The organism is Chelativorans multitrophicus, assembly GCF_011317445.1.
Classification (GTDB): Bacteria; Pseudomonadota; Alphaproteobacteria; order Rhizobiales; family Rhizobiaceae; genus Chelativorans; species Chelativorans multitrophicus.
On record NZ_JAAAPL010000001.1, the window covers coordinates 1,249,093 to 1,266,028 of the forward strand.

General features: G+C 60.4%; 20 protein-coding genes. All 20 read left to right on the forward strand.

The genetic code is table 11. The features are described 5' to 3' along the window. Positions 1-3 precede the first annotated feature (3 nt). Positions 4-381 carry a flagellar basal body rod protein FlgB gene (flgB, locus tag GNP00_RS06070; RefSeq protein WP_041544417.1) on the forward strand — a complete coding sequence of 126 codons (378 nt, stop codon included), beginning with the start codon at positions 4-6 and terminating at the stop codon, positions 379-381. Between the two features lie 2 nt (positions 382-383). After that, the gene (gene flgC / locus GNP00_RS06075) at positions 384-803 is read left to right on the forward strand and encodes a flagellar basal body rod protein FlgC (RefSeq protein ID WP_011579644.1); all 420 of its coding nucleotides are present in this window, start codon (positions 384-386) and stop codon (positions 801-803) included. Continuing rightward, positions 800-1,108: a flagellar hook-basal body complex protein FliE gene (fliE, locus tag GNP00_RS06080; RefSeq protein ID WP_011579643.1), complete on the forward strand. Its 309-nt coding sequence runs from the start codon at positions 800-802 to the stop codon at positions 1,106-1,108. The genes flgC and fliE overlap by 4 nt, the downstream gene beginning before the upstream one ends. Positions 1,109-1,118: 10 nt before the next feature. Then, positions 1,119-1,907: a flagellar basal-body rod protein FlgG gene (flgG, locus tag GNP00_RS06085; RefSeq protein ID WP_011579642.1), complete on the forward strand. Its 789-nt coding sequence runs from the start codon at positions 1,119-1,121 to the stop codon at positions 1,905-1,907. Between the two features lies 1 nt (position 1,908). Continuing rightward, positions 1,909-2,382, forward strand: a complete 474-nt coding sequence (flgA, locus tag GNP00_RS06090; protein WP_011579641.1) for a flagellar basal body P-ring formation chaperone FlgA — start codon at positions 1,909-1,911, stop codon at positions 2,380-2,382. A 26-nt stretch (positions 2,383-2,408) separates the two neighbouring features. Then, positions 2,409-3,488, forward strand: coding sequence for a flagellar basal body P-ring protein FlgI (locus GNP00_RS06095; RefSeq protein WP_246259222.1), 1,080 nt, complete (start codon positions 2,409-2,411; stop codon positions 3,486-3,488). Between the two features lie 16 nt (positions 3,489-3,504). Then, on the forward strand, positions 3,505-4,023 hold the full coding sequence (locus GNP00_RS06100) for a MotE family protein (RefSeq protein WP_011579639.1): 519 nt from the start codon (positions 3,505-3,507) through the stop codon (positions 4,021-4,023). Further along, positions 4,020-4,727, forward strand: a complete 708-nt coding sequence (flgH, locus tag GNP00_RS06105) for a flagellar basal body L-ring protein FlgH (RefSeq protein ID WP_011579638.1) — start codon at positions 4,020-4,022, stop codon at positions 4,725-4,727. The genes GNP00_RS06100 and flgH overlap by 4 nt, the downstream gene beginning before the upstream one ends. Before the next feature lie 15 nt (positions 4,728-4,742). Then, positions 4,743-5,246, forward strand: coding sequence for a flagellar basal body-associated FliL family protein (locus tag GNP00_RS06110; protein WP_041544415.1), 504 nt, complete (start codon positions 4,743-4,745; stop codon positions 5,244-5,246). Continuing rightward, positions 5,246-5,983 (forward strand): flagellar type III secretion system pore protein FliP, encoded by a 738-nt coding sequence (gene fliP, locus GNP00_RS06115; protein WP_085953104.1) that lies wholly within the window; start codon positions 5,246-5,248, stop codon positions 5,981-5,983. Before GNP00_RS06110 ends, fliP begins: the two co-directional genes overlap by 1 nt. A 186-nt stretch (positions 5,984-6,169) precedes the next feature. Next, positions 6,170-7,039 carry a flagellin N-terminal helical domain-containing protein gene (locus tag GNP00_RS06120; protein WP_011579635.1) on the forward strand — a complete coding sequence of 290 codons (870 nt, stop codon included), beginning with the start codon at positions 6,170-6,172 and terminating at the stop codon, positions 7,037-7,039. Between the two features lie 155 nt (positions 7,040-7,194). Further along, entirely contained in the window at positions 7,195-8,076 is an 882-nt protein-coding gene (locus GNP00_RS06125) for a flagellin N-terminal helical domain-containing protein (RefSeq protein ID WP_011579634.1), read from the forward strand. 103 nt (positions 8,077-8,179) lie between these two features. Then, positions 8,180-9,817 (forward strand): flagellar basal-body MS-ring/collar protein FliF, encoded by a 1,638-nt coding sequence (gene fliF / locus GNP00_RS06130; protein WP_011579633.1) that lies wholly within the window; start codon positions 8,180-8,182, stop codon positions 9,815-9,817. After that, complete coding sequence (locus GNP00_RS06135; protein WP_011579632.1) at positions 9,817-10,440, forward strand: hypothetical protein; 624 nt, start codon at positions 9,817-9,819, stop codon at positions 10,438-10,440. The genes fliF and GNP00_RS06135 overlap by 1 nt, the downstream gene beginning before the upstream one ends. Continuing rightward, positions 10,437-11,795 carry a MotB family protein gene (locus tag GNP00_RS06140; RefSeq protein WP_011579631.1) on the forward strand — a complete coding sequence of 453 codons (1,359 nt, stop codon included), beginning with the start codon at positions 10,437-10,439 and terminating at the stop codon, positions 11,793-11,795. The genes GNP00_RS06135 and GNP00_RS06140 overlap by 4 nt, the downstream gene beginning before the upstream one ends. A 20-nt stretch (positions 11,796-11,815) precedes the next feature. After that, positions 11,816-12,967, forward strand: coding sequence for a chemotaxis protein MotC (gene motC, locus GNP00_RS06145; RefSeq protein WP_246259221.1), 1,152 nt, complete (start codon positions 11,816-11,818; stop codon positions 12,965-12,967). A gap of 350 nt (positions 12,968-13,317) precedes the next feature. Then, positions 13,318-14,229 (forward strand): flagellar hook-length control protein FliK, encoded by a 912-nt coding sequence (locus GNP00_RS06150; protein ID WP_166015775.1) that lies wholly within the window; start codon positions 13,318-13,320, stop codon positions 14,227-14,229. After that, the gene (locus GNP00_RS06155) at positions 14,198-14,746 is read left to right on the forward strand and encodes a transglycosylase SLT domain-containing protein (RefSeq protein ID WP_011579628.1); all 549 of its coding nucleotides are present in this window, start codon (positions 14,198-14,200) and stop codon (positions 14,744-14,746) included. Before GNP00_RS06150 ends, GNP00_RS06155 begins: the two co-directional genes overlap by 32 nt. 138 nt (positions 14,747-14,884) lie before the next feature. Continuing rightward, a complete protein-coding gene (locus GNP00_RS06160; RefSeq protein ID WP_011579627.1) occupies positions 14,885-15,556 on the forward strand; it encodes a response regulator transcription factor in 672 nt (223 codons plus the stop codon). Between the two features lie 77 nt (positions 15,557-15,633). Beyond that, entirely contained in the window at positions 15,634-16,902 is a 1,269-nt protein-coding gene (locus GNP00_RS06165) for a flagellar hook protein FlgE (RefSeq protein WP_011579626.1), read from the forward strand. Positions 16,903-16,936: the final 34 nt, after the last annotated feature.

Below are 16,936 nucleotides of genomic sequence, written 5' to 3' on the forward strand. Positions count from 1 at the left end.
CCGATGGAACCCGTCAACCTGTTCGATCTGGCCACGCAGCAGGCGCGGTGGCTTTCGGTCCGCCAGGCAGCGGTGGCCGGCAACATCGCAAACATCAACACGCCCAGCTACAAGGCGCTGGACGTGGAGCCCTTCGAGAAAGTGCTGGACGGCACACGTGTCGCCATGCAGGCCACCCACGCTCAGCACCAGCATACCGGGGTTACGCCTGCCTCCTTCTCGCTCGACGAGAGCGAAAACCCCAAGATGCTGCCGTCCGAGAACAGTGTCGTGCTTGAGGATGAGCTGGTGAAAGCTGGGGAAGTGCGCCGTGCATTCGAGCTGAACACGGCGATTGTGAAGGCCTTTCACCGCATGATCCTGATGACGGCGAAGGGCTGACCATGGACCCGTTATCCACCGCCGTAAAAATTGCAGGATCGGGCCTTGCCGCCCAATCGGAGCGCATGCGCGTGGTCTCGGAAAATCTTGCCAACGCACAATCGACAAGCGAGGTGCCGGGCGGAGATCCCTACCGCCGAAAGACGATCAGCTTCGCCGCGGAACTGGGTCGCGGAAACGGCGGCGCCATGGTCGAGGTTTCCGCCATCGCGCGCGACCCGGCCGAATTTCCGGTCGAATACATGCCTGGCCATGAGGCCGCAGACGAGTTCGGCTACGTGAAAATGCCCAACGTCAACATGCTGGTCGAGATGGCCGACATGCGCGAGGCGAACCGCGGGTACGAGGCCAACCTTCAGGTCGTCAAACAGGCGCGTGAACTCATCTCGATGACGATCGACCTTCTGCGGAGCAACGGATGATTTCCGGAATTGGAAACATAACCAATCTTCCCTCGACCGGCACGGAATCCGTGCTGCAGCAGGCGGAAACGGCCGCTCCGACAGACGGCGACGCCTTCTCGGCCATGGTGAGCGAACTGGCCACCAACACCGTCTCTCGCCTTACGAAGGCAGAAAACCTTTCGCTCCAGGCATTGCAGGGGGATGGCGACACGCGCGCCGTCGTCGATGCGGTCATGGATGCCGAACAATCGCTGCAGGCGGCGATCGCCATTCGCGACAAAATCGTCTCCGCCTATCTGGAAATCAGCCGCATGGCGATCTGAGGAGTAGCCCTTGAAAGCCCTTTCCATCGCCGCGACCGGCATGTCCGCCCAGCAAACCAATCTGGAGGTCATCGCCAACAACATCGCCAATATCAACACGACCGGCTTCAAGCGGGCGCGGGCGGAGTTCTCCGACCTTCTATACCAGGTCGAGCGCTTGCAGGGCGTGCCGGAGCGGGCCAATCAGAATATCGTGCCCGAAGGCGCCAATATCGGCCTCGGCGTCAAGACCGCGGCGGTGCGCAACGTGCATGTGCAGGGCTCGCTGACCAACACCGGCAATAAGCTGGATATGGCCCTTGTGGGCAAGGGCTGGTTCCAGATCGAGGGAGCCGACGGGGAGCCGCTCTACAGCCGCGCGGGCGCCTTCAACACCAATGCCACCGGCCAGCTCGTCACGGTGGACGGGTTTCCCGTAACGCCTGCAATCACGATCCCAGCCGATGCGGTGGAGGTGATCGTCAACAAGTCTGGCCAGGTTTTCGCCCGCATCGACGGGCAGGCCGACCTGCAGGAGCTCGGCCAGCTCACCCTCGCGAATTTCTCGAACGAGGCGGGGCTTGCTCCGATCGGAAACAATCTCTTCCGCGAGACACCCGCTTCAGGTCCAGCCACGATCGGCGTTCCGGGGGATCCCGGCTTTGCCACGGTGGAGCAGGGCTATCTGGAGGCCTCCAACGTAGATCCGGTGAAGGAGATCACCGAACTGATCTCGGCGCAGCGCGCATACGAGATGAACTCCAAGGTCATCACCGCGGCCGATGAAATGGCTGCGACCGTGACACAAGCGATGCGATAGAATGCGAAGCGGCGCAGGCACGAGAAGGATTTTCCTGGCGGGGCTGCTTGCCGCGCTACCTCTTTTCGCTATGCCCGCGCATGCGCAGGAGGTGGTCGTGGTGCCGACGCGGGTGATCTACCCCGGCGAGACTGTCTCCGCGGAAGCGCTTCAGGAGATGATGCTGCGGCAGCCCCCGCGCGGGGCTGCCTCCATCGCACGGACACCCGGCGACCTGGAAGGCAAGGTTGCGCGCCGCACGCTTTTGCCGGGACGGCTTATTCCCCTCTCCTATGTACGCGAGCCATATCTGGTGGAGCAGGGTTCGACTGTCACGGCGGTCTTCACCGACGGCCCGCTGACAATCTCGGTCCTGGCAGTGCCGCTGCAGCCGGGCGCCGCAGGCGATTTCATCAAGGTGCGCAACGTGGACAGCGGCGCGGTCTTCACCGGGATCGTCATGCAGGACGGCACCGTCAAGGTCGGGGCGTCATGATCCTCAGAGCGTTCCTATGGGGGCTGATGCTTTTCCTTGCCGCAGCACCGGCTGGCGCAGCGAGCAAGACCCAGATCAAGCACATCGCCCAGCTTCAGGCCGCCCGCGACAACCAGCTCGTGGGCTATGGTCTGGTTATCGGGTTAAACCGCACCGGCGACAGCTTGCGCAACGCTCCTTTTACGGAACAGTCGATGCGTGCGATGCTCCAGAACCTGGGCATCGCTTCCGAGGACGGGCGATCCCGTGCGGAGAATGTGGCCGCCGTCATCGTGACGGCCAATCTGCCGCCCTTCGTTCAGTCCGGCGCGCGGATTGATGTCACCGTCTCCTCGCTTGGCGATGCAAGCTCCCTTGCAGGCGGCACATTGGTGATGACGCCGCTGCGCGCCGCCGATGGCGAAATCTATGCGGTCGCTCAAGGCTCCGTCATCGTGTCCGGTTTCAATGCCCAGGGACAGGCAGAGACGCTCACACAGGGCGTTCCGACCTCCGGCCGAGTGCCCAATGGAGCCATCATCGAGCGCAGCGTCACCGCCTCCTTCGACGAACTGCTGGCACTGACGCTACAGCTCAGGAACCCGGACTTTTCAACGGCCGTTCGCGTCGCAGACGTGGTCAATGCCTATACAAGCCGGCATTTCGGCGCACCGCTCGCCAGTGAACAGGATTCACGGACCGTCATCATCAAGAAGCCGAAAGGTGTCTCAGCCGCCCGCTTTTACGCGCAAATCGAGAATCTTCCCGTCGAGGTGGATGCGCCGGCGCGCGTTGTCGTGGATGAGCGCACCGGAACGGTGGTGATCGGAAGCGACGTTCGGATCTCGCGCGTGGCGATCAGCCATGGCGCCCTTACGGTGCGCGTCACCGAGATGCCGCGCGTGGTCCAGCCCGAGCCATTCTCCCGCGGGGAGACCGCGGTGGAGCCCTACACGGTGATCGACGCCACGCAGCCCGACGCCAGCGTGGCGGTGCTCGACGGGCCGGACCTGCAGACGCTCGTCTCGGGCCTCAACAGGCTCGGCGTAAAGCCGGATGGTATCATCGCGATCCTGCAAGGCATCAAGTCTGCCGGTGCTTTGCAGGGCGAACTGGTCTTGCAGTAGGAGAATTAAAAAGGCCATGAGCCTCCTTGGGAATGATAGCCGCCCGCCGGCCTCATGGAAGGCAGCCGCACTGACGGCGGCATTGCTGGCTGCGGGAACAACAGGTCTGCGCGGGGCCGAAGCAAATTCGGCTACCAGCCAGGATGAGGTGCAACGCTTCTGTACAAATATCGCCGACGAGGCCCGTGACAGGCGCTACATGCTCCAGTCGCAACAGCTCGAGACGCTAAAGGGCGAAGTGGAGAAGCGGATCGCCGCCCTTGAGGAAAAGCGCCGCGAGTACGAAGATTGGCTTGCACGTCGCGAGGCGTTTCTTGCCAAGGCCGAGGAAAACCTCGTGCAGATATATTCGAGCATGCGGCCGGACGCAGCCGCCGAACGGCTTGCGGAAGTGCGCATCGACCTTGCAGCCGCCATCCTGGTGAAGCTCGAGCCGCGCACGGCCGGCATCATCCTCAACGAAATGAACAGCAAAGCGGCCGCTGCGCTGACCGGCATCATGGCGAGCGCGGCACGCCCCGAGGACCCCTCATGAACAAGATCGCAGGAACCCTGTTCCTCCTCGCCGGCCTTGCCATGGCCGGCTGCACGACGACCGAGGAGCTCGGCAAGCCGCCTGCGCTTTCGCCGGTGGGGTCCGGCGCCGAGCCGACCGCCATGCAAGCCTATCATTACCCGGACAGGCGGCAGGCCCATGTCAGCCGCTATTCGCTCTGGAGCGACCGGCAGAGCCGTCTGTTCACCGATCCCCGGGCGCTTGAGGTGGGCGATATCCTGACAGTCGTCATATCCATCAACGATAAGGCCAAATTCGAGAATGAATCGGAACGGTCCCGGCAGGCGACGCGCAATCTCGGCCTAGCCGGTACGTTCGCGATCGGCAGCGCGACCGGTTCGGCGGAAGCCGACGCGGATATCGGCTCCGGCACATCGACCGTCGGCTCCGGCGCAACGAAACGCTCGGAGGATATGCGGCTGGTCATTGCCGCCATCGTGACGGAGAGGCTTCCAAACGGCAACCTGCGCATCTCCGGCACGCAGGAGGTGCGCGTCAACGCCGAACTCAGGGTGCTTACCATCGCAGGGCTCGTGCGGCCCGCCGATATCGGGCCAAACAACACGATTTCCTATGAACGGATTGCAGAAGCACGCATTTCCTACGGTGGGCGGGGAAGGCTGACCGAGGTGCAACAGCCGCCATATGGCCAGCAGTTCCTCGATACTGTCCTGCCCTTCTGATCGACAAGCGCAGCCATGTCCCTCGTCGTTCAAGCAGAAACAACAAAAAAAGGTCCGTCGCTCATCATGCAGGCGGCGGCCCTGCTGGTTATGACGGCGCTTGCCGGAGGCATGGGATGGCTGACAGGCGCCTATCTGGAAGAGCGCAGCGCCTCCGGCCAATCGGAAAACGCCGGGAAAACCGAGGTAGCCGTTCAGGAAGGGCAAGAGGGCAACGAGCCGGATAACGAGTCTCTTTCGAGCATCGTTGCGCTTGATCCCATCACCACCAATCTGGCCGAACCGACCAGCATTTGGGTTCGAATGGAGTTGGCGCTTGTCTTCGAGGGGGAAAGCGATCCCACCCTCGCGCGCACCATTCATCAGGACCTATTCGCCTATATCCGTACTTTGCGACTGAAGCAGATCGAGAGCGCCAGCGGCTTTCAGCACCTGAAGTCGGATATTCTCGAGCGCGCGCGCATCCGCAGCGATGACCGCGTGAAGCAAGTATTGATCATGAGCTTCCTATACGAATGATGCGCCTGCTTCTCGCTCTTCTCTTCGCAATCTTTGCCGGGACCCACCCGGCCGCCGCGCAGACGCTCGATCTCGGTGCGCTCGCCGGTCAAGCCAATGGCTCGACAATTGGCTATATCATCCAGATTTTCGGTCTGCTGACGGTGCTCTCGATAGCGCCGGGCATTCTCATCATGGTGACGAGCTTCACCCGGTTCGTCATAGTGTTCTCGATCCTGCGCACCGGTATCGGCCTGCCCTCCACGCCAGCCAATCTCATCCTGGTCAGCCTGGCGCTTTTCATGACCTTCTACGTCATGGCGCCCACTTTCGATCGGGCATGGAGCGAGGGCGTGCGTCCGCTCATGGCCAACCAGATCGACGAGACCACCGCCGTGGAACGCATCGCTGAGCCGTTTCGCGCGTTCATGAGCGCGAATGTGCGGGAGGAGGATTACACGCTCTTTGCCGATCTCGCCGCTGAACGCGGCGGAATCCAGCAGACGACGGATCAGGCAGATCTTCGGGTGCTTATCCCGGCATTCATGATCTCGGAAATCAGGCGCGGATTTGAAATTGGCTTTCTCATTGTGCTGCCCTTTCTCGTCATCGATCTGATCGTGGCGACGATCACCATGGCCATGGGCATGATGATGCTTCCGCCGACAGTCATATCCCTGCCCTTCAAGATCCTGTTCTTCGTTCTTATCGACGGTTGGAATCTGCTTGTAGGCAGCCTGGTCCGATCTTTCACTTAAACCGCCTTCCCCCGAAAAATCAGCTGACCGTCCGCTATTATCCTTTTGGTAGCAATTCGCGGGCATAAACACTGCCATGCATGACGGAGTGAGTTCGCGTCAGGACTCACGGCATGAGGCCTCTCCGTCATTGCCGGTAATGCCCGGTATGTCCCTCGTCAGTTTTGTTTAAGGGGCGTTTTTCCCATGGCTAGCATTAATACGAACGCGTCGGCGATGACGGCGCTGCAGACCCTCAACACCATTTCCAAGAACATGGCCACCACGCAGTCGCGCATCTCTACCGGCTTGCGCGTGGCCGAAGCTTCTGACAACGCCGCTTACTGGTCCATCGCGACCTCGATGAAGTCGGACAACAAGGCGCTTTCCAGCGTACAGGACGCGCTGGGTCTAGGCGCCGGCAAGCTGGACACGGCCTATACGGGCATCAACGAGGTGATCGGCACGGTCGACAAGATCAAGCAGAAGCTGGTGAGCGCGCGTGGCGCCAGCCAGGAAGACCAGCAGAAGATCCAGACCGAGATCGAAGCTCTCCAGGAACACATCACTTCGGTTGTCGGCAACTCGAACTATGCGGGTTCCAACATCCTGCAAGACGGTACCGATGTAAACATCGTCTCCTCGTATAACCGCACGGGCGCGACAGTTGCCATCGATGAGATCACGATCACCGGCTCTTCCGCACAAGTGCTGAGTGACGACGCGTCGGCGGGCATTGTTTCGGGGATTGTCGCCAGCACGTTCTTCGACGCTTCGGGAGCGGCTATTGACGATACGGCGATCGATACCGCGCTTGGAACCGTCGAAACCGCGCTCGCCTCTCTCGCAGAGCAGGCGTCGGTGCTGGGTGCCGCCAAGTCGCGCGTAGACCTGCAGAAGGATTTCGTGTCCAAGCTGTCGGATGCGATCGACCGCGGTGTCGGCCAGCTGGTTGACGCTGACATGAACGAGGAATCGGCTCGTCTTTCGGCGCTCCAGGTCCAGCAGCAGCTTGGCGTGCAGGCGCTCTCGATCGCCAACCAGAACACGCAGGGCATTCTCTCGCTGTTCCGCTGATCGGCCGAACAGAAGAGACCTGAAAGCCGAAGGGCCGCCTTTGAGGCGGCCCTTTTTTTGTTGCGGTTTCAGGTTAAGCAATCGTTAACCATAAACTTGTACCTATCGTTAACCATCATGCCCGCAGGGGCGCGGGAAGACGAAGGGGCAAGCGCGTGGCAAGCATCATGACAAATACCTCTGCGATGGTGGCATTGCAGAGTCTGAAGGCAACCAACAAAGCGCTCGAAACTGTCCAGGGGCGTATTTCCACCGGTTACCGGGTGGCCGAAGCCAGCGACAATGCGGCTTACTGGTCCATTGCCACCACGATGCGATCGGACAACAAGGCGCTCTCCGCCATCCAGGATTCCCTCGGGCTCGGTGCCGGACGGATCGACATTGCCTATACCGCGATGGACGACGTCATCGAGGCTGTTGACGCGATCAAAACCAAGCTGATCAATGCGCGCGGCGCAAGCGCGGAAAACCAGGAAAAGATCCAGGCCGAGATCGACATCCTTCAGGACCAGATCAAGTCGGCAGCGATCGGCGCCAGCTACGCCGGTACCAACATACTTGCAACCGATAGCGCGGGACCGCTGGACATTGCCGCTTCCTACAACCGCGCCTCGGACGGCACGGTCAGTATCGGCACGATCTCCGTCGATCTTGCGGGAATCACTCTGTTTGCCGCGGACGGCACGACAACCGACGCGACGCAGCATCTTGCGCATGACGTCATGCAGATCGATCTCGTGGCCAACGGAGACGAAGCTTCGATCGACGCATATCTGGAAGACATCGAGACCGCGCTTGCCGCAATGTCCACCGCGGCGGCAAACCTGGGATCAGCAAAGAACCGCCTCGACCTGCAAAAGGACTTCGTTTCCAATCTCATGGATTCGATCGAACGAGGCGTAGGCCAACTCGTCGATGCCGACATGAACGAGGAATCGACCCGCCTTCAGGCTCTTCAGGTTCAGCAACAGCTGGGCATTCAGGCTTTGTCCATCGCCAACCAGAACGCCCAAAACATCCTGTCCCTGTTCAAATAAAACAGCCTTCCTCCTGAGACGGCCCGCCCGCGCAGGAGCTCGAATGGTTCGCACAAGCTTCACCTCCTAGGCTGGAATCGTGTTCCGCCTGGGAGCGAGTGCATTGCCTGAGCAGCTTCGAACCATTGTCGAAAACCTGAGGGCGCTTGGCCCTCGCCGGCTCGCCATGATGGGTGGAGTTCTCGCGCTCACCTTGGCGGTGGTGACAGGGGGCGCGATCTACCTCAACCGCCCGGCCTATGAGACGCTCTATGTCGGGCTGGAAAGGTCGGACGTAAATCAGATCGGCCTTGTTCTGGGCGAGGCGGGAATCCGATTCGATGTCGTATCGGATGGAACGGCGGTGCTGGTGCCGACCGGGAAGACCGCGGAGGCACGCATGCTTCTCGCGGAAAAGGGCCTGCCCTCCAGCGCCAATGCCGGCTATGAGCTATTCGACACCGTGGGCTCGCTTGGGCTCACCACTTTCATGCAAGAGGTCACCCGGGTTCGCGCGCTCGAAGGCGAGATCGCACGCACGATCCGCTCCATCGCCGGCATCAGGGCCGCCCGCGTGCATATCGTCATGCCTGAGCGCGGCAACTTCCGCCGCGAAGGACAGGAGCCTTCCGCCTCTGTCGTCATCCGCACATCCGGCATCGACGGGGCCGCGAAAGCTGCAAGCATCCGCTATCTGGTCGCGGCTGCGGTGCCGGGCCTTAGTGCGGAGAAAGTGACCGTCCTCGACTCCTCAGGCATGCTGCTTGCGGCAGGCGACGACCCGGCAAACAACACTGCCCAGCGCTCCATCGGCATCGAACGCACGGTTGAAGCACAGGTGGAAGAGAATATCCGCCGCGCACTGGCACCCTATCTTGGCCCCGACAATTTCCGCGCAAGCGTGAAAGCGGAGGTCAATACCGACACACGGCAGGTGGAGGAAGTGATCTTCGATCCGGATTCCCGCGTGGAGCGTTCGGTTCAGATCGTGCGCACGGCAGACAGTGCAACGCGGGAGACCGCGGCGACACCCACCACCGTGTTGCAGAACCTGCCGCAGGAAGAACCAGCCCCGGCCGAACTGCCCCGCTCCTCGGAAGAGAGCGAGCGGCGAGAGGAAACGACCAATTACGAGCTCAATACGAAGCGCATCGCCACCTCCAGCAACGGCTATCAGGTCACACGGCTGTCCATTGCTGTCGTGGTAAACGAGGGGCGTCTTGCCGCCATTCTCGGCGACAACGCAGCGCCGGATGCTCTGCAGACTCGCATCAGGGAGATTGAGACGGTCGTTGCTTCTGCCGCTGGCCTTAACGAGACGCGCGGAGACGTGCTGAATGTGGCAGCCGTCGAGTTCGTCGACGGGCTGGATGGCGTCGAAATGGCGGAGCCTGGCCCATTGGCCGCATTGGGCAGGCATTCCGGGACGATGATCAATGCACTGGCCTTCGTGCTCGCCGCCTTTTTCATCACCTGGTTTGGGCTTAGGCCACTTGCCACTGCACTCACGCGCGGCCCAGAAATCGAAGCATCCGCTGCAGGAGAAGAAATTCAGGCACTTTCGCAGGAAGGGGCTGACGAGCGGCTGGCGCTGACCGCCGGGAATGGCGTCCAAAGTTCGGAAGAGGCGAACGATGAGCCGCAGTTGAAGATAAAGCCGGCGCCGCAGGCCCTGCTCGCACGCATGGTCGACCTCAATGAGGAACGGACCGCGGACATCCTCCGCAAATGGGCGAGAGCGGAAGTGGAGGCCGCGGGCTGATGCCGGCAATCGCTCTCGCGGATCTGCTGCCCGATTTCGGTGTGCAAACATCGGCTGTCCGCAATCCGGCACCCGCTTTTGCCGCGGAGGAGAACCCGAAAAAGTCCTCTGAGGAGTCGGTCGAAGATCTCGTTGCGCAAAGGGTTTCCCAGGCTGAAGTAGAAATCGCAGAGCGCCTCGCACGCGAATATGAGGCAAAGCTTAAGGCCGAACGGCAACGGCACGCCGTTGAATTGGAAACCGTGGTTGCCCGCCTTACACACGAAACCGCCGAGGCGATGGCGGTCCGCTTTTCCGAATCGGAACGGGAGATCGAAGCGAAAATCGCCGCGGTTACTGCACGCATCCTTAGTGCGGCGTTGACGGAAAATTTGTGCAAGCGAGCGATTGACGAACTCGTTGGGGTCATTGGCGAGGCAATGCGTGATCGCCAAGCCCTGCGCATTCGCGTGCGCGGCCCCGAAGTTCTCGAAGCGGTCCTCAGGGAAAAGCTCGGGGAACGCGCTGCCCAGATGGACTTCAGCGAGGCCCCCGGTATCGACCTTACAGCGGAGATCGAAGACAGCCTGTTTGAGACTCGCATTGCGGAATGGGCTGCGGCGCTGTCGGAGGTGTTATCGTGACACTTGCCACGGAGGATGAGCGCCAACCCGAGATCATCATTGTGCGCCGCGGTGGCGACGACGAGGATAGCGAACACCACGGCGGCGTATGGAAGATCGCCTTTGCCGATTTCATGACCGCAATGATGTGCTTCTTCCTCGTCATGTGGCTCATCAACGCCGCCAACGAGCAGACGCGCGCCGCTCTCGCAAGCTATTTCAACCCGGTAAAACTCATCGACCGGAATACCAACCGCAAGGGACTGGAGGAAGTTGGCCAGGGCCCTCAAGTCTCCACCGAAGCGGACCAAAGCGAAAAGTCGACCGATCAGCCTTCGGGGGAAAACGACAAAACTTCCGGTCCCGCTGATTTTCAGAACGCAACCGATCTTGCGGATACACGTAAATATTCCGACCAGAATTTCTTCTCAAATCCCTATGCCGTGCTGGCGGAGATTGCCGCGGATGTCGGCCAAGACCAGAACGTGTCCAGGAAGGGAGAAGGCGGAGTACAGATAGCAGGCCCGTCTTCCGGAGCTTCGGGCGGCGAAGCCTATCGTGATCCGTTCGCACCCGATTTCTGGTCGCAGCAGGTGGCTATGCCGCGCATCGGCGTGGAAGGCGATCCCGACGAGGCACGGGAGCAGCCCTCGGGCGCCGACATCAAAGCGGAGCAGACAGGCCAGCATCAGCTCGCAGGGATCGAACCGGAGCAGGAAACGAGCGACGCGCTCAGCCTGAAGCGCGTACCCCAGGTGGAGCCGCTTGCCCCGGAGGAGAAAAATGAACCGGCTACAGAAGGCGTACCTGAAGATGGCGTTCAAAGTGCCTCCCCCGGAAACGAGAGCGCTTCTGAAGAAGTAAGCGCGACTGCCGGCGAACCCGATGCTCCGGCGAACGAAAAAGCAAACGAGGCTCATGAGAATGCCGCGGCAGGCATCCGCGCTGCCCTGGCCCAAGCGCTCAATGGGGAAGGGCTCGCCAGTTCCGTTACAGTGTCAGCCGGCGAGGAAGGCGTGCTAATATCCGTGACCGACGATATCCGAAACGGAATGTTCCCGGTCGGCTCGGCAGTACCGGAGCGGGCGCTCGTGGGCGCAATGGAGAAAATCGGGAAGACCCTGGCCGGGCAGCCGGGAACGATTCGTATTCATGGCCACACCGATGCCCGCCCGTTCCGAAGCGACACATACGATAATTGGCGGCTTTCCACCGCACGTGCGCATGCGGCGCAGTACATGCTGATAAGGGGAGGATTGGACGAAACCCGGATAACGGAGGTCGCCGGATTTGCCGACCGAAAGCTGAAGGAGCCGGAGAGTCCTCTCGCGGACGCCAATCGGCGCATAGAGATTCTTCTTGAGGTGCCGCAATGAGGCGGTGTTTCGGCGCAGCCATGCTTGCGGCCTGCGTCAGCCTTACGGCTTCAGCGAATGCGGAAGGGCTGGAGCCCTACCAAATGATACGTTCCCTGCAGCTGGTGCAGGACCGGATTGCTGATGGCGATCACGCTGCGCTGCCTATACAGCGCCGGCTGCTAGCCATTATCGACGAACGGCTACACACGGCCGATTTCGAGAATCCGCACAATTTCCGCGCGCTCCTCATTTACAGTGCCAGCGGTGGCAATCCAGCCACGCTCGATGCGGTCATTTCCAGATTGAAGCTTGACGAGGACCAAAGCAGGCTAAGCAATGGCCTCACTCAGTATGCGCGGGGAGATCTTCGCGCCGCGCGTGAGATGCTGAGCGCTACCGAGCTTTCCACGCTGGACCCCGAGCTTGCAGCCCCTCTCGCGCTCGTCATCGGCTCCCTGCTTGCCCAGCAGGCCCCTACTGAAGCACTCAGATTTTTTGATCAGGCGCGGCTTATAAGCCCCGGCACCCTCATTGAGGAGGCCGCTCTGCGGCGTTCGCTAACGCTCAGCGCCGAGTTGCGCGATCCGGAGCGTTTTGCCCTCGCCTCCAGGCAATATGCATGGCGGTTCCTGCGCTCTCCCTATGCGAGCCAGTTCGCGGAGGCTTTCGTTTCCGGCGTCGTCGCTCTTCGTGGTGAGATCGACCTGGCATTGGTGGAGGAAATCGTGGCCAACATGCGCCGTGACCAAGCGCATGTGATCTACCTTCGCATAGCTCGCCAGAGTGCAATCGAGGGCTATGATAATCTTCTTACCTTCGCCTCACGCAATGCCGACAAATATGCGGATTCCGGCGGCGGCCTGGATCCGCGGAGCGTCCTTTACGGAAATATGGCCTTGGTGGCATCGGAAGATGTCAAGGACGTTCTCCATACGCTCGAGCATATCGACGCAAAGAGGCTTTCCCCGAACGACCGCAAGCTTCTGAATGCCGCACGCGAGGTGGCACGGAATATTCTCTCGCGTCCCGCCGCTGGATCAGAGGCTTCCGCCCGGCAGGGTTCGTTTCCGCAGGGCGAGGCCGTGGTGGCACAGGAAGGCGAGGACGAACAGCTCAACGGAGCTTTCGTCGCAGACACGCTTAAGACGCTCCAATCCATAGATGTGCTCATTGCGGAGGCTCGCCGGTGACACAATCCATCACGCCGGGCTTTCCGTCCTTACAGAGCGCACTTGAACCTGGCCGTGAGCGCAGGGCCGCTTCGTCTCAAACAATGTTTGAGGACGGGTTAGGGCGAGATGAGGCAGAAACGCCCCTAAAGCTGGCCGTGCAGGCGCCCGTCTCGGATGAGCAGCCGAGATGGCGCCTTGCAGAGAGGGTGTTGGAGTTTTTCCTTCCGCAGAGCGTGCCTCCCCAAAGGAGAACAGATCAGCTGGACAACGAGGATATCGCCGCCGTCGTGCCGCCAATGCCCGCCAGAATACCGGCTGAGCCGTCGGAAGATATGGGCGAGGCATCGCCCCCCGAAGCGGAAGCGCATATGGCAGGGCAAGGGATATCGGGAATTTTGAAACAGTCGATTCCCGCCTCGGTTCAGCAAGAAGCCGAGACGATATGGCGATCGCAGGATACACCATCCGGCGGTTCGGAAATCCACCACAATAAACCGGATGGGCCTTCAGATGCAGCAGACTTGCGGGCGCGCGACCTAAACATGCAGTTGGAGGGCAGACCCAACGCGGGCGATCCGGAGCAGCAAAAAAGGCCTGACGGTAAAAAGTCTTCATCTCCAACAAGCTCCTCGCCTATCGACAAAACCGCCGCCGACGGGTTTGACGAAGCCTTCAGTGGGCGAGCTTCCTCGGGCGAAGCATCGATGCCGGTTCGTGTGATAAGCGCACAGAGCATCCCCGCGCCTGCTCTCTCCTGGCAGGGTTACGATACTGCCACTGCGAGCCTTCTCGCAGCCTTCCAGGCCGATCCTGCGCTCAAAACTGCATATGCCGATGCAACGCAAACACTCGCTATGGCCCATGCAGGTAAAGACCGGACGCTCCACACCCTTAAAATACAGCTACATCCGGTTCAGCTCGGCAGCGTTACTGCCCAACTCACTATTTCGGGAGATCAACTAAAGGTTGAAATTCAAGTAGAGAGCTCCGACGCGCGACAGAGGCTCCAGGCCGACGGTGACGACATCCTCCATGCTCTTCGCGCTATGGGATATGATGTTGATCGCATCACGATCCAGCAGGCTGCTACCGGCACCTCCCCGCAGTCCGGCGCCGGTTCCGGCAACCGGGATTCCTCTTTTCAGACCGGAGCCAACCAGGGCCAGCAGGGAGACTCCGGCGGCTCCCGAGGGCAGGACGCAAACACGCATGCCGCCCCGCCGGAAATGACTGAAAGGCGGCAGGATGATGCTGCGGCAAATAACGGCCTCTATATCTAGTCTCCTTCTCTCAACGGTCATCGCCGCCGCGAACCCATGCGAAGCGCAAATCCTGCGGGCTTCGCAGAAATATCATATCCCGGTCGGCATTCTCTACGCGGTAGGCCTTACGGAAACGGGCATAAGAGGCAGCCTGCAGCCCTACGCTCTCAATATCGAAGGCAAGGCAATCTTCGCGCGCAGCGCTGCCGACGCAATGGCGGAATTCAGGAAGGCGCAACAGCGCGGCGCGAAGCTTATCGATCTCGGCTGCATGCAGATCAACCACCATTACCATAGAGACCAGTTCCGCAGCTTGGCGGATATGCTCGATCCACGGCAGAATGTCGACTATGCCGCACGCTTTCTGGCGCAATTAAAAGGACGGCACGAGACCTGGTCCCTGGCGGTTGCTCGTTATCACGCCGGCCCAAACAATGATCCGGCACAGAAACGCTATCTATGCCGCGTAATCACAAACATGGTGGCAACCGGCTTCGGATCATGGACACCGGCAGCTCGCAAGTTTTGCAACTAAAAGTAGAAATATCGCTTCGCCAATTTCCGCCCCGGAAGGGCCTCAGAAAAAACTTAACGTTTTATTAAAAAAATATGTTGTCTGTGATTCCGTCCACCATGTACCTCTTAGGTGGACAACTGATTCGGGGCGGGGCCGATGATAGTGGTAGTCGACGAGCGAGAGCTTGTCACTAAGGGGTTTACTTCGCTTTTCAATCGCGAAGGCGTGGCAACAGCGGGCTTCAGGCCCAGCGAATTCAATGATTGGGTCGAGTCGGCGCCCGATGAGGATTTGAGTTCCGTCAGCGCCTTTCTTCTCGGCCGGTGTAGAACGCCCGAGACGCCGGCGCGGCGTATACGGGACCGGACCCGTGCACCGCTCATTGCACTCGCTGAGCAGCACTCCCTTGAGGATACGCTGAGACTCTTCGAGTGCGGCGTGGACGATGTCGTGCGAAAGCCGGTACATGTACTGGAGATTCTTGCACGTATCAGCGCGATCAGCCGGCGGGCCAAGCAACAGGACCAAAGGTCAACCGAGATCGGCCGGCTGCGCATCTTCAGCGATGGCCGAGATCCGGAAATTGACGGTGAGCCGTTTCCGTTGCCGCGCCGCGAGCGCCGTATTCTGGAGTATCTGGCAAGTAACTCTTCACGCCGGGTAACCAAGACGCAGATCTTCAACGCCATCTACGGCATCTTCGACGAGGAGGTTGAGGAGAACGTAGTGGAAAGCCACATCAGCAAATTACGCAAGAAGCTGCGCGTCAAACTTGGCTTCGATCCGATCGATTCCAAACGGTATCTCGGTTACCAGCTCATGACCTAAGCCTCGCAAGGGCACAGGACAGTTTCGTGCAAGCCCCGGCTGCTATGCTGCCGACAGGAGAGCGATAGGAGAACCTGATGAGCCTCTACGGGATGATGAAAACCGGCGTGTCCGGCATGAATGCCCAGGCCAACCGGCTGTCGACTGTTGCCGACAATATCGCCAACTCCAGCACCAACGGCTACAAACGAGCCACCACCGAATTCTCGACATTAGTCGTGCCGGGCACCCAGGGCTCTTACAATTCGGGCGGCGTGACATCAACGGTGCGGAACGCCGTCTCGGCTCAGGGCGTGCTGCAGTATACTACCTCTATTACCGATCTTGCCGTCAATGGAAGCGGCTTCTTCATCGTACAAGGATCGAACGGCCAGCCATATCTGACAAGGGCCGGCTCCTTTGTGCTCGATGGCGATGGGCGTCTGGTCAATTCCTCCGGCTATCAGCTCATGGGCTACAGCTATGCTAACGGCACGCCTTCGGCCACGGCCAATGGCTATGCGGGGCTGGAGCCGATCACCATCAAGCAGCCGGAACTGGTGGCGACGCCCTCGCGCAATGGTGTGTTCTCCGCCAACTTGCCGCTGGACGCGGAAATCGTCGATACGGGAGCGGGACAATCCACGGCAGGGGACAATACGAGCACATCCGAATACTCGGTCAAAACTTCCCTGGTGGCCTATGGCAACCGCGGCGAGCAGGTGCTTCTCGACGTCTACTTTACAAAGACCGGCGACGATGAATGGGAAGTCGCTGTGTTTGACCGTGCTGACGCCACGCCCGACACCGGCTTTCCCTACGCTTCAGGACCGCTTGCGACGGACCAGCTTACCTTTGATCCGACCACCGGGAAATTGACCGGAACAAGCGTGACAGGGGTTACTATTCCCGTTCCCGGCGGCGACGATCTTGAACTCGACCTTTCTCAACTTTCGCAGCTCGATTCCGGCTTTCAGGTCTACGACGCGGAAGTGGACGGCACGCCGCCGACTTCGATCGACAGCATCGAAATCAGCGCGGAGGGCATCGTTTATGCGCAATATGCCGATGGCTCGTTCAAGCCCCTCTACCGTATCCCACTTGCGAATGTAACGAGCCCGGATCAGTTGGAAGTGCTGTCCGGAAACGCTTTCGCCGAAACCGCCGCATCCGGCGCGGTGCGTATCGGCTTTGCCGGTTCGGACGGATTGGGCGATATCGCGTCAGGCGCTCTGGAGAGCTCCAACGTCGACATCGCCGAAGAGTTGACGAGCATGATCGAGTCGCAACGCAGCTATACTGCCAACTCCAAGGTGTTTCAAACCGGCTCCGACCTGATGGAGCTTCTGGTGAACCTGAAGAGATAGCAAAGTACCAAGGAAGCTGGCGTGATCCGCGCCA